Raw genomic sequence first — 14,594 nt, 5'->3', positions numbered from 1 at the left:
AGGCAGACCTTATGGTCTGCCTTTGTATTTTTCGTCTTTACCTAATTACTAGTCTTTAGACATGCAATTTAGATTCAATAACATCAACTCACGTAACGCCACTGAGAACTTAGCAAATTCATGAACCGAACCTACTTTGAATTCGTTCAAGATGCTTTCCCAACGATGTAATGAAACCGAGTTACTTTCCATCCAATCATCAAGCGCCTTAATCACGTCAATATCTGAAGCACAACCACAGTTAAGTACTTGGCCAGTTAACTGACGTTGCTGCCAATCTAGATCTTCTCTGAATGCCGCGCGTGCCAATGCTTGCCAGTTGTTGTCTACTGCTTGACCATTGATTTGTTTCAAGAACCAGTGCAGAGACAAACGGTCACCAAGATTGAAGTAAAGTTTAGACGCTTGTTGTACTGTTTTACCCGTTTCACGAGCTACTGTGGATATATCCAGTGCTGAGTATAAGCTAGATAAACGCGCAACTGAATTCGCAAGTTCTGAATTCACACCCTGATCAATCCATACCTGTGCCATTGCTTGGTGCTCTTCTACTTCTGAAGCCACTAGGTTTTCATCCAGCTTTTCAGTAATCGTTGCCACATCACCTTGGTACAACTCGATCAAGCCATTCACTGATTGTTTACCGGTACGGTTTCTTAACAACCAACGAGCGATACGACGAAGTGTACGACGTACGTGGTAAAGCAACTCGTATTGAGCTTCAGAACTTGAGATATTATCGAGCTCACGAATACTCTTAAGAACCTGACCTAAACCGTAGATTTCACGAGATGCAGCGTAAGCATTAGCAATATCAACAATGTTTGCCCCCGTCTCTTCTTGCAAGCGAGTCACGAAATTACATCCCATCTCATTAACCATTTGGTTAGCCAGTGCCGTCGCAATGATCTCTGAACGAAGTGGATGGTTATCCATATGTTCAGAGTAGTTACGACGTAACGCTGTTGGGAAGTATTGCATAAGCTGTTGAGCATGGAATTCATCATTAGCGATATCATCACTAACAAGATCTTCTTTAAGAACCATTTTCCCGTAAGCCACAAGAACAGAAAGCTCTGGTCTTGTTAGACCTTGGCCCTGCTTTTCTCGCTCTAGCAGTGTTTCGTCATCTGGGATGTATTCCAAACCACGATCCAAGTACCCTGCTTTTTCCATTGTATGAATAAAGCGAATCTGCTCTTTAACTAAACCAACACCTTGATGCTCAGTAACGGAAATAGATTCGGCTTGGCAGTAAGCATCGTCTAGTACGATTTCACCAACTTCATCTTCCATCGATTCAAGAACTTGGTTACGCTGCTTAACGGTTAGATCACCGTTAGACACTAATCCGTTCAAGAAGATCTTAATGTTTACTTCATTATCCGAACAATCCACACCACCAACGTTATCAACGAAGTCAGTATTAACTCGACCGCCAGTTAGTGCGTATTCAATACGACCCAACTGAGTCATACCCAAGTTACCGCCTTCACCAACAACCTTAGCTTTCAAGTCACGGCCATCGATACGCAATACGTCATTCGCACGGTCACCCACATCAGTATGAGTTTCGTTTGAAGACTTAACGTAAGTACCAATACCGCCGTTCCATAGAAGATCAACCTGCATAGACAAGATCGCTTTGATCAAATCGTTCGGTGCCATTGATGCTTTCTTGGTTCCTAGCATTTTCTGAATTTCAGGCGTCAAAGAGATAGACTTAGCTCGACGAGAGAAGATGCCACCACCTTGAGAGATAAGGTCTTTGTTGTAATCTTCCCAGCTTGAACGAGGTAGATTAAACAAACGCTCACGCTCTACCCAGCTTGATGCTGATTCTGGGTTCGGGTCAATGAAGATATGCATGTGGTTAAACGCAGCTTGCATACGAATATGCTTAGACAACAACATGCCGTTACCAAACACATCGCCCGCCATATCACCAACACCAATAGCGGTGAAATCCGTGGTTTGACAGTTGATGCCCATTTCACGGAAGTGGCGCTTAACAGATTCCCAGCCACCTTTCGCCGTGATACCCATGGCTTTATGGTCGTAACCGTTTGAACCACCTGATGCAAACGCATCACCTAACCAAAAGTTGTACTCTTCAGCTACTGAGTTTGCGAGGTCTGAGAATGTTGCAGTACCTTTATCGGCAGCAACAACCAAATATGGGTCATCTTCATCGTGACGAACGACGCTTTTAGGTGGGATAACCTCACCTTCAATAATGTTGTCCGATACGTCTAGTAGTGCACGAATGAAGCGTTGGTAACAACGTTGACCTTCAGCGAAGATTTCGTCACGACCAGACATCGTGTGCTGACGCTTACAAACGAAACCACCTTTTGCACCTACTGGTACAATTACCGTGTTCTTAACTTGTTGTGCTTTAACCAGGCCTAGAATCTCAGTACGGAAATCCTCTTGACGGTCAGACCAACGTAAGCCACCACGAGCTACTTTACCGCCTCGTAGATGAACACCTTCAATATCAGGTGCGTAAACGAAGATCTCAAACACAGGAACTGGTGCCGGGATGTCAGGGATCTCGCTTGGTCTCATTTTCAGAGCCAACCAAGGTTTAGACTGCTTATTCTCATCGACTTGATAATAGTTTGTGCGAATCGTAGCAGAGATCATTTCCATGTAGCGGCGAATGATACGATCATCATCCAAGCTTTCCACGTGATCAAGTTGCTCAGTAATTTTCTTAATCAGATCTTGTTGACCCTTCGCGCTGCCTTTCAATTTAGGATCGAAACGCTTGCCGAACAAATTCACTAACCCTTTCGCCAAATCTGGGTAATGAGACAGTGTGTCTTCAATGTATTGTTGACTGAATGGGAAACCAACTTGACGCATGTAGCGAGCATAAGCACGTAAAATTGACACTTCACGGCCAGAAAGACCAGCACCCAGTACCAAGCGGTTGAAACCATCGCTGTCTAACTCACCCGCCCAAATAGCCGCAAATGCTTGTTGGAAAAGATCGCGAGCTTCACGCAGATCAATTGTCTTGTCACTCTTGTGCAACATAGAGAAATCTAGGATCCAATAAGTCACCCCATTGCTCTTTCGCACTTCGTAAGGTGATTCACCAATTACGCGTAAACCAAAGTTTTCAAGCATTGGCATCACATCAGAAAGGTGAATTGGCTCATCACTATGGTAGAAAAGTTTCAAACGAACCGCTTTAGAATCCGCCGCTTCTTCTTGTGGACGGTAGAACAGCATACCAAGTTTGTTGTCTTCACTTAGCGCTTCTAAACGTTCGATATCTGCAACCGCAGAACCAGGCATCATGTCTTCTTTGTACGAACGTGGGAATGCACGCATGTACTCTTTCGATAACGGAAGACCTTTGCTCTCACCAAAGTTAGCAACGATTGATTCAGACAGGCGGTCATCCCACGTAGACGATACTTCCATTAAATTTTGCTCAATTGTTTTCACGTCCACATCCATGTTGTTGTTATCAACACGAACAATATAGTGCGTTCTTGCCAGTGGGCTTTCAGAGAAGTATGTCGTAAATTCGACTTCTTCTTCGCAACCGAAGTATTGCTTTAAAATACGTTGGGTTTGACGACGAAGCTCGGTGTTGTAACGATCTTTTGTTACGTAAACCATACAGCTGAAGAAACGGCCAAACGGGTCTTTGCGAACGAACAAACGGAGAAGATCGCGATCTTGCATTTGTACAACACCAGTACCCACTTCTAACAACTCTTCTTCACGCGCTTGAAGCAATTCGTCACGAGGGTAATTTTCTAGAATATTGTGCAATGCTTTGTAAGAGTATGATCCCTTACGGTAACCACTCGCATCTAAGATACGCTCTACTTTCTCGCGAACTAGAGGAATTGTTTCAACGGTTTGGTTATAAACAGCAGAAGTGTAAAGACCCGTAAAGCGGTGTTCGCCAATCACTTTACCGTTCTTATCGAATTTCTTAATACCAATGTAATCATTGTAAGCTGGGCGGTGAATGCGTGAAGCCGTGTTGCCCTTGGTTACGATAAGTACATAAGGTTTTTTTGCTTCTAGGCGTGCCGAGTCAGAAAACTCAGACAACTTAACATTACGAACACGATCTGAATTCGCGAACAAACCAAGACCTTGCCCCTTGGTCGGTTGCAATTCAGTATCACCATTTACAGAAACAAGGTCATATTCCTTGTAACCCATAAACGTAAAGTTGTGCTCACCTAACCAACGAAGGAAAGCCAACGTTTCATCAAAGCGCTGACCATCGACTGGAATTGTGTCTTTTTGCTCTTCAACTTGGTTGGTTACTTCTCCAAGTCTTTCTACCATTTTCAGCCAGTCGTTCACGACTAAACCAGTATCGGTAAATATATCCAGTAGTTCCGTTTTAAGTGCCGTCATTTCAGCTTTGCTGCTAAGACGATCAACCTCGATATGGAAAAGCGATTGGAACGCACCTTCGTTGTTGCTCATGCCAACCACACTTCCCTTATCAGAACGTGAGATTTGCGTCGGGTTATGAAGCATAAGGTGAGAAGAAAGATCGAGGCGAGTTAATGCCATTTTTACTGAATCAACGAGGAATGGGCTGTCTGGTACCACAATCTCAACGATAGTGTGAGTAGATTGCCAGCCTTGACGGCTTACTGTTGGGTTAAAGACTCGAACAGAAATTTCGTCAGCTTTCTTTTCATTGATGTGATGCCATAAGCTAACTACAGCACCATATAAATCGGATTCGTTTCTCTGAATTAAATCGTCATGAGAAACATTACTAAACAAGTGTTGAGCAAGTTGAGTTACGAGAGGTCGATGAGCAAGGTCAAGTTTGTCTTGAATCAGTTTGTAAACTTTTTCAAGTAAAACTGGAACCACAGTTTCACGTGCGGTCATAGTCACACTCCACAATTAGAATTATATTTTATTATTAGGGGGATCACTTAATCTGTTGTTTGAATGGGTGCTATTAAGCACATTTCTAATAACGAGTTAAGCAAAGGTAATGCATTCATTTATTGTAAAAGCATTATTGATAAATAGTTAATTGTTTTGGAGGTGGTAGGAGGTGAAATGTTTGATTATGTGATTAAGATTCCTTTTAACTCACTAGGCACGCCAAGCTTTACAGAGCTTCTAACTTAATAAACTTATTTTTTTGGTCAGTTGTCAGTCTAAACCGCCCTCTAACCCCTATTTGTGTAAGAAATGGTCTGAATCGAGTTGCAGGTAACTGTAAACGTAAGCCTGTCATTGTTATCACTTGAACTTTGCTTGCCGCCCCAGAATAACTCGCCAAAAATTGTTGATACGAGATGTTAAGTTGGAAAATATAGTGATTCATACGATACCTGTATAAACATACAGTACCGGAGTTTTTTGGCACAAACGGGTTAAAATTAACAAGGTGTTAGCGCTTATAGCTATGTTTAAGAATCAAAGCTATGTTTAAGATTCAAAATACGTCTAAGACTTAAAGCCGCGCTTAAGACTTAAAATCTCGTCTAAGATTTAAATCTACGTCTAAAAAATGATTCTAGTAAATTGAGACGGTTAACAAATTGAAGTTACTAACGAGCTGACGACTCTTACAAGTTGATCCGCCTCAAAAGCAAAAAATCAGTGACAGATACTTCTGCCACTGATTTAGTTTACCTGTTTTAGAGCTTAACTTAAGCCTCTAGTGCTTTATTCACTTTTTCAAACAGATCTTTAGCTAAGTTATCCATGTTCTTAAGTGTCTCAAGTTCCTTTTTGATCAGCGCTTGACGTGCATCATCGTACTTACGGAACTTAAGCAGCGGGTCGATTAAACGCGAAGCCACTTGAGGGTTACTGCTGTTTAGCTCACGTAAAATTTCACCAGCAAACGCATAACCTTGACCAGATTTATCATGGAATTGAACTGGGTTCATATTCAAGAACGAACCCACTAAGTTACGAGTACGGTTCGGGTTCTTCAGGCTAAATGCTTGGTGAGACATTGATGCCTTAATCACTTCAAGAGCATTTGAACTTGGGTTGGTGCCTTGCAATGCAAACCACTTATCCATAACCAAACCATCGTGCTTCCACTTATCACTGTAGTCGGCCATCAACTCTTCGCGACATGGCAGTTGTGCACTGTTTGCTGCACCCATTGCTGCCATGGTATCCGTCATATTGTTTGCTTGCTGATACATAGCAACAACTAAGTCATTGCCCTGCTCAGTATGAGCTAAGTAACTTAGACAAACTTTACGCAGAGTTCGCTTACCAATTGAATCATGATCGATCGTGTAATCGGTTAATACATTGCTGTGATAAACGGCCGATAATTCATCTTCAAGTTTTTCCGCTAACGTAACTTTCATCGAATTCAATACAAATGCAACCGCATCGATATCGACACGCTTGTACCAACCAGACACTTCATTATGGCTTGGTAGAGAAAGCATCTCTGCAATAAATGCAGGTTCTAGTGAATCACTGAGTAGTACACCACGGAATGCATCAACAACAGAAGCTGAAATTTCGAACTCTTGACCTTGTTGAACTTTTTCAACGTTACTGCGGATGTACTTAGCCAATAGCATTTGACCTGCATCCCAGCGAGAGAACTCATTGCGAGCGTTGACCATCAAGAAGATCAGCTCTTCGTCTGAGTAGTCGTATTCAAGTTTCACTGGTGCAGAGAATTCGCGAAGTAACGATGGGATTGGTTTTTCTGAAACGTTTTCAAACACAAAGGTTTGTTCCGTTTGTTTAACGTCAAGTACGTTATGAACAGGCTTTCCGTTACATTGTAACTCAATTATTTCGCCTGTTGTCGTGTATAACTCAATGTCCAACGGAATATGTAGAGCCTGCTTTTCCGTTTGCTCATGAGTTGGCGCTGTCACTTGACGAGTCGTTAACGTGTACTCTTTTTTCTCTACGTCGTAGTGGCTTTCAACAGAAAGCGTCGGGGTACCAGACTGGCTGTACCATAAACGGAACTGAGACAGATCAACACCCGATGCATCTTCCATTGCCGCTACGAAGTCTTCACATGTTGCCGCCGTACCATCATGACGTTCAAAGTACAGCTTCATGCCTTTTTGGAAACCTTCCTCACCCAACAATGTGTGGATCATTCGGATCACTTCACTGCCCTTTTCATATACCGTCAATGTGTAGAAGTTGTTCATTTCTATCACTTTTTCTGGGCGAATTGGGTGAGACATTGGGCTCGCATCTTCAGCGAATTGTGGCCCGCGAATAATACGAACATTGTTGATTCGGTTTACTGCACGAGAACCAAGATCAGAAGAGAACTCTTGGTCACGGAATACCGTTAAACCTTCTTTCAAGCTTAACTGGAACCAATCGCGACACGTTACTCGGTTGCCAGTCCAGTTATGGAAATATTCGTGACCGATAACCGCTTCTATACCTAGGTAATCTGTATCAGTTGCTGTTTGATCGTTTGCTAGAACAAACTTAGAGTTGAATACGTTCAGGCCTTTATTTTCCATCGCGCCCATGTTGAAGAAATCAACGGCCACGATCATGTAGATGTCTAAGTCGTACTCTAGGTTGAAACGCTCTTCGTCCCACTTCATTGAGTTAATCAAAGAAACCATCGCGTGGTTTGCGCGGTCTAGATTGCCTTTGTCGACAAAGATTTCTAGATCAACATTGCGACCAGATTTTGTGGTGTATGCGTCACGAAGTACATCGAAATCACCCGCAACTAAAGCAAACAAGTACGCTGGTTTTGGATGTGGGTCTTGCCATTTCACCCAGTGACGACCGTTTTCAGCTTCGCCTTCATCTACACGGTTACCATTACTGAGTAGGAATGGATTTTCGGCTTTGTCTGCGATGACCGTTGTCGTGAACTTCGCCAATACATCTGGGCGATCCATGTAGTAAGTAATGCGTCGGAAACCTTCAGCTTCACATTGAGTACAGAATGCACCACCCGACTTATACAGGCCTTCAAGAGCGCTGTTCCCTTCAGGGTTCACTTCCGTCACGATCGTTAGTGTAAAATCTTTCGGAAGGTCATTCAGAGTAAGCAGAGTTTCTGACTGCTCGTACTGCGTCCACTCTTTGCCTTCAACCAAAACAGAAACAAGCTTCAAGCCTTCACCATCAAGTATTAACGTTGAGCATTCTCTCTCTTGTTTAACCTTCGAAACCGCTGTAATGATGGAAGCAGCGTCGTACAAATCGAAAGTGAGATCGATTTCAGAAATAGTATGAGATGGTGATTGATAATCTTTACGATACTTGGCTTGAGGTGTGTGCGCCATGACGGGTTCCTTTTGATCGTTATACGTAATTATAATTTAACTGTATATATCTAAAGGTTGAGCGCCGAGAACACAAGGGGAAAATTAAAAAAAGGAGGCATTGTAGGAAAATGCCTCCATGTTTTGCTATTTTATCAATCAAATCAGACAGGAGTGTCTAAGAAACGACCAGTAAACCATATTATCAACGAACCGAGTTTCCGGCTAAATCTCATGCTTATCGAATCCGATTAAGCACCGCAAACATGTCTCCCTCTTCACCTTGAAGAGTCAAAACATCACTGTTCAGAGTATAACGAGTTCCGTGCTCGCCATTTTCATACAAGAGCACCAGTTGATCGCCTTCTGTATAATAAACACCGCGACGAACTACCTCACTGCCGACTTCATCAGATACTCGAAACATAAACACGAAATCTGGTTGTAAGACTAAATCCATTTTTTGGATGTTGCTGGCGCTTAAGTCACTACCAGAAAGTTCGGCACTCGACCAGATACCCGCCAATGCATTTGGAAGAGCTTTAGTAAACAAAACACCGTTAAGATTCAACATATTATGATTGCTACTGTAGGCGTAAATCTGAGGTTCCGAAGTATTCAAACCCAAAATAAGGGTATCTTCATTAGCGTTATACAAACCTTCCCAATGATCGACACTGTAGTCTTTCTTTTGAATATCTATCGTGAACGAATAATTTGAATCTAGTGTCAACTTAATAGCTCTAAAGTTTTCAGTCTCTTGTTCCGGTTCTGGGTTCATCAAATACCAATCACCAAGCAACAAAGGAAGATCAAAATGAGATAGATTACTGTCGCTTTTTGATTGTTGTGCGCTCGATGCTACCTCGCTACCAAAAGCAACAAAACTTACACAAGATAAAAATAATAGAATCCATTTCATAAGCGTCCCCTTGTTTTCTTTAAGCTTAGGCACGTAATGAATAGAAAGCGAAGAAATATGATCTAAGTCACTAAATTTTAAATGCGAAGTAACTTAGATGACAATGTTACTCGCATAAATAGATTAAATTTTGAGCATTTAAAGGTAGAAATAGCAGTTGAAATACAAATTTTTTGTCAAATTGAAGGCACTAAAAAAGCGAGCCTAAGCTCGCTTTTTAGATAATTCGTCTTTGAATTGTGCATGTTTGAACAAGCACATTTCAACAGGCGTTTAGTTTACTTCTTGATCATATCCAGCATGATAGCAACTGACTCATCAAGATAAGCATCTGGGGCTTCGTAATCTTTAGGAATATCATCCAACGTTTTAAAGGCCTCTTGTTTAGCGGCTTTTTGACGTTGATTAATACGCTCTAAACGAAGTACATCTGCATCATCACTTTCTTGCTGACGTACCTTTTCATTAAGAGAAAGGTCGTTATCGTCTTTATCTGCCTTATATTTTTCAATATCTTGCGCGATAAAACCAAATTCCATGTCAGTCGCGATGCGAGCTTGGTGTTGAGCCGTTAAAGCAGTAATTTTCTCATCGTTACGTTGTAACACTGAGTAATTCGCTTTATCAATGCTATCCCAAGGCAGAGCATTGTCTTCTACACTTTCACCAGTATCTGCAGGATCAATTGGTGTTGGGTAAGCAATGTCAGGTATTACACCTTTATTTTGCGTACTGCCACCATTGATTCGATAGAATTTCTGGATTGTGTATTGAACATAACCCAACTCTTTGTCGAACAAATCATAAATATGATTCAAAGAGCGATGTTGTTGCACCGTTCCTTTACCGAAAGAGTTTTCACCAAGGATGATTGCACGACCATAGTCTTGCATCGCTGCCGCAAAGATTTCTGAAGCTGATGCACTGTAGCGATTGACCAACACCGTTAACGGTCCTTGGTAACTAATTTCGCCATCAGTATCGCTGTTCACTTTGACGCGACCGTAGCTATCACGAACCTGAACAACAGGTCCCTCTTTGATAAACAAACCAGAGAGCTCAGTTGCTTCAGTTAATGCACCACCGCCGTTATTTCGAAGATCGACAATTATGCCATCAACACCTTGCTGCTTAAGCTCAGCGATCAGTTTATCGGTATCTTTAGATAGACCAACATAAAAACTTGGTACTTCGAGTACACCAATTTTTTTGCCATCTTTCTCGATAACTTCTGATTTAACAGCGCGGTCTTCTAAACGAATCTTATCGCGTACAATTGTGACAACGTTACTTTTTGCATCTTTACCGTCTGGTAAGATCTGTAGCTTAACTTTAGTCCCTTTCGGGCCTTTAATCAGTTGTACTACGTCATCTAAACGCCAGCCGATAACATCAACAATTTCTTCACCGTCTTGACCAACGCCAACAATCCGGTCGCCATCACTTAGTTGTTTGCTATTTGACGCAGGGCCACCAGCAACTAAAGAGCGAATAACGGTGTAATCGTCGGTCATCTGAAGTACAGCACCAATGCCTTCTAAAGATAGGTTCATCTCAGATTGGAATTGCTCTGCATTTCTTGGAGAAAGGTAACTGGTGTGCGGATCAACCTCTCGCGCAAATGCGTTCATGTAGATCTGGAAAGCATCTTCGTTATGCGATTGTGTAATACGCTTCATCGCATTGTTATAACGCTTTTCCAAGACTTCTTGAATCTCTGGCCATTCTTTACCAGTGAGTTTTAGGTTCAACGCATCGTATTTAACGCGTTTTCTCCAAAGCTCATTCACTTCAGCAATATCTTTTGGCCACTCAGCTTCACTACGATTGAGCTCAATACTTTCATCGGTATCAAACTTAATCTCGGTATCGAGTAAAGATAATGCGTATTGAAAACGCTCAAAACGCTTCTGCATAGACAAATTATAAACATCGAAAGCAATCTGGTTATTGCCTACCTTCAGCTGGTCGTCAACTTGTACGGATAACGAAGCGAAAGAGTCAATATCAGCTTGAGTGAAGATATTACGATTATAATCCAGCATCTCTAAATAACGATTAAAGATAGCTTGAGAGAAATCATCGTTGAGATTGAAGTGTTTATAGTGAGAACGAGTAAATCGAGAAGTAACACGTTTACTAGCAGTTTCGTGTTGGACTTCAGGAACGAGTAGAGGTAAATCGTCCTGATCTAATTTGGCTTCGAGAGCCTGAGCTGAAGCTGCTAGCCAAAAGCTAGCAGCAATCAGTGTCAATTTTGAACGGCATTTCATGCGTAGGAGTATCTCCTTTAAGCGCGCAAGTGCTCCGCTTTAACAACCATTTGTAGGCCGTTTGCTAACTGAACACGCACATCTTCCTTATTGATTTCAACAATGGTCGCAGCCATGTTTCCTTTACCCATATTCACATTTACTTCGTTACCAGCGATAAATTCGTCAGCGTTCAAAGCGCGTGTTTCAACAGGCTTTTCTACTTTTGGAGCTTTAGGCGCTTGACGACGAGGCTGTTGAGCTTTCTTCGCCTTAGGTTTCGCTTTGCCTTCTTCACGAGCTTTTTGTGCTTGTTCTTTACGACGAGCTTGCACTTTAGCTTTGCTTTCTGCAAGTGTAGCTTTAGCATGCTCAACGTGCTCTTCTTCTAGTGTGCCACACGCGTTGCCGTCTAGGTCAACACGATCTGCGCCAGCTTTTACGCCGTGCAGGTAACGCCATGATGATGTGTACTGTCTTAACGCTGCACGAAGCTGAGTCTTACTTACTTTTTCGTCTTCATCTAGACGTTCAGCAAGATCTTGAAAAATACCAATTTTAAGTGGTTTTGCTTCACCTTCTAGAGTAAAGCATTTAGGGAAACATTCAGCAACATATGCGATAACTTCTTTGCTGTTTTTTAACTTTTCAGTGTTTTCCATGTGGGTTCCTGGTTTTTGCGGTTTTCCGCGAGCATTAAGAAAATATTTTTACGTATTATAGAGAGATGCTTGGGAAAAACCACAGTAAGAGAATAATTTATGCCTTGTTCGCGTGCGAATTAAGCACCTTTTCCACTTCAGCCATAAAAAATGTCAATCCGTCTTCATCAATTTGAGAAAAACGACCAATATTTGGACTATCGATGTCAAGAACACCCACGACTTTACCGCCGATAGAGAACGGAATAACGATTTCTGAGTTACTTGCAGCGTCACAAGCGATGTGACCTTCAAACTCATGAACATCATGAATGCGTTGAACTGTATTCGTCGCAACCGCAGTTCCGCACACACCACGCCCTACCGGGATTCGCACACAAGCAGGTTGACCTTGGAAAGGACCAAGTACCAGTTCGTCTTTTTCCTTTGCTTGGTCTTGCTTCATTAAGTAGAAACCCGCCCAATTCAGTTCATCCAATTCCATGAATAATAATGAGCTGATATTAGCTAGATTAGCAGTTAGATCGGTTTCTGATTCAATTAATGCAACGGCTTGTTTGGTTAAGCGTTGGTAATGTTCTATTTTCATATTAACTTCCAATTAAATTGAGACTTCCATTATCAAGAGAACGCAGTAAAATGCGGCCATCAAACTAAATAGGACTTATTCTCATTACAATGAACAATTCAGAAGACACTATTAGCCGTTCTTGGTTAATAACTCAAGTAAAAAAACACAAGTCCAAATTACTGTTTGCTAACATTATTGCCATTTTTGCAACTCTTATTAGTGTCCCTATCCCGTTGCTTATGCCACTAATGGTTGATGAAGTATTACTTGATAAGCCAGCTTCTGGTCTAGATATGATGAACCACCTACTTCCATCATCATTACAAACACCAACTGGCTATATTGCACTAACTTTGTTGTTAGTCATCCTCATGCGTACCGCGAGCCAAGCGTTAAATATTCTACAAGGGCGTCAGTTTACGCTTGTATCCAAAACGATCACCTATCAAATGCGCAGCAAGATGATCGATAAGCTTGGTCGAATCAGTATTAGGCAATACGAGACTAAAGGCAGCGGCGGTATCAACGCCCATCTAATTACAGACATAGAGACCATTGATAAGTTCATTGGTTCGACTCTATCCAAATTTATCATCAGCTTTTTAACTGTGCTCGGAACGGCTATCGTCCTACTTTGGCTTGAGTGGCGACTAGGGTTGTTCATCCTACTGGTCAATCCTGTTGTTATTTACTTTTCTCGTAAACTAGGCAGCAAGGTTAAACACCTTAAAAAATATGAGAACCAGTCTTTTGAGCGCTTTCAAAACCGCTTGGTAGAAACCTTAGACGGTATTTATCAACTAAGAGCGGCCAATAAAGAACGAATTTTCTTAGATGAACTTAAGGTTCAAGCAAACCAAGTCAGAATCGATGCCGATAAATATGCATGGCAATCTGAAGCTGCGGGTCGCGTATCATTTTTGTTGTTTCTATTAGGTTTTGAACTTTTCCGTGCGGTCGCGATGCTGATGGTACTTTTCAGTGACCTAACTATTGGTCAAATATTCGCAGTATTCGGTTACTTGTGGTTCATGTTGGGGCCAGTTCAAGAGTTACTTGGGATTCAATTTTCTTGGTATAGCGCTAAAGCGGCACTGCAACGCATCAACGACCTGCTTCTGCTAGAAGAAGAAAAACGTCCGATAAGCAAGGTCAATCCATTCAGCGAAGATAAAGAAGTGACGGTGGACATCGACGACGTTACATTCGCTTACACATTAGAAAACACTGTTCTAAATAGATTATCTTTACATATACCGGCAGGTAAGAAAGTCGCCTTGGTGGGAGCAAGTGGCGGTGGTAAATCAACATTGATCCAGCTACTCATTGGGGTTTATCAAGCAGACTCTGGTTGTATACGCTACAACGGTGAAACTACCGACGACATAAGCTTTGATGTCATACGCAATCAAATTGCCGTTGTTTTACAACAACCTATACTCTTTAACGATACATTAAGGCATAATCTGACTCTTGGTGCTGAATACGATGAAATGTCGTTGTGGCGCGCCCTCGAAGTTGCTCAAATGCAAGATGTGATCAAGCAACTGAGTAATGGTTTGGATACTCAAATTGGCAGAAATGGTGTTCGACTGTCTGGTGGTCAAAGGCAACGTTTGGCCATTGCCCGTATGGTGTTGAGCAATCCGAAATTTGTTATTCTTGATGAGGCGACATCGGCATTAGATACTGCAACTGAGTCAGCATTGCATAAAGCTTTGAGTGAGTTTTTGAAAGATCGCACAACTTTGATTGTGGCTCATCGATTATCAGCGGTGAAACAAGCCGATCTAATCTATGTTTTAGAAGATGGGCAAGTAACACAAACGGGAACACATGGTGAATTGGTTGAACAACAAGGACTATATCAAACACTCTATGGCAGTGTGCAATCGCACGCCTGATGTTTGTTGTTCTATGCATTTAAGTCAGGTA

The 14,594-nt window shown here is 42.0% G+C and carries 8 protein-coding genes; 1 reads left to right on the top strand and 7 read right to left on the bottom strand.

Features of this window, described 5'->3' with window-relative positions; all coding sequences use genetic code 11:
- Nucleotides 1–48: 48 nt before the first annotated feature.
- From OCV36_RS07255 to OCV36_RS07225, 7 genes are all read right to left on the bottom strand, one after another.
- Entirely contained in the window at nucleotides 49–4,890 is a 4,842-nt protein-coding gene (locus OCV36_RS07255; RefSeq protein ID WP_135456308.1) for an NAD-glutamate dehydrogenase, read from the bottom strand.
- A 229-nt stretch (nucleotides 4,891–5,119) separates the two neighbouring features.
- Nucleotides 5,120–5,338: a DUF2835 domain-containing protein gene (locus OCV36_RS07250; protein WP_017074267.1), complete on the bottom strand. Its 219-nt coding sequence runs from the start codon at nucleotides 5,336–5,338 to the stop codon at nucleotides 5,120–5,122.
- Nucleotides 5,339–5,666: 328 nt separating this feature from the next.
- Entirely contained in the window at nucleotides 5,667–8,273 is a 2,607-nt protein-coding gene (pepN, locus tag OCV36_RS07245) for an aminopeptidase N (protein ID WP_135456310.1), read from the bottom strand.
- A gap of 217 nt (nucleotides 8,274–8,490) precedes the next feature.
- Nucleotides 8,491–9,174: a hypothetical protein gene (locus OCV36_RS07240; protein ID WP_017074265.1), complete on the bottom strand. Its 684-nt coding sequence runs from the start codon at nucleotides 9,172–9,174 to the stop codon at nucleotides 8,491–8,493.
- Between the two features lie 278 nt (nucleotides 9,175–9,452).
- Nucleotides 9,453–11,447 carry a carboxy terminal-processing peptidase gene (gene prc, locus OCV36_RS07235; RefSeq protein ID WP_135456312.1) on the bottom strand — a complete coding sequence of 665 codons (1,995 nt, stop codon included), beginning with the start codon at nucleotides 11,445–11,447 and terminating at the stop codon, nucleotides 9,453–9,455.
- 17 nt (nucleotides 11,448–11,464) lie between these two features.
- Entirely contained in the window at nucleotides 11,465–12,088 is a 624-nt protein-coding gene (gene proQ, locus OCV36_RS07230) for an RNA chaperone ProQ (RefSeq protein ID WP_017074263.1), read from the bottom strand.
- A 97-nt stretch (nucleotides 12,089–12,185) separates the two neighbouring features.
- The gene (locus OCV36_RS07225; RefSeq protein WP_135456314.1) at nucleotides 12,186–12,677 is read right to left on the bottom strand and encodes a GAF domain-containing protein; all 492 of its coding nucleotides are present in this window, start codon (nucleotides 12,675–12,677) and stop codon (nucleotides 12,186–12,188) included.
- An 89-nt stretch (nucleotides 12,678–12,766) separates the two neighbouring features.
- On the opposite strand from OCV36_RS07225, the gene OCV36_RS07220 reads away from it, so the two are divergent.
- Entirely contained in the window at nucleotides 12,767–14,563 is a 1,797-nt protein-coding gene (locus tag OCV36_RS07220) for an ABC transporter ATP-binding protein (RefSeq protein WP_135456315.1), read from the top strand.
- The last annotated feature ends 31 nt before the right edge of the window (nucleotides 14,564–14,594 follow it).

This window comes from Vibrio echinoideorum (genome assembly GCF_024347455.1).
Taxonomy (GTDB): Bacteria; Pseudomonadota; Gammaproteobacteria; order Enterobacterales; family Vibrionaceae; genus Vibrio; species Vibrio echinoideorum.
The sequence above is the reverse complement of the archived record's forward strand: the minus strand, read 5'-3'. Positions and strand labels throughout refer to the sequence as shown.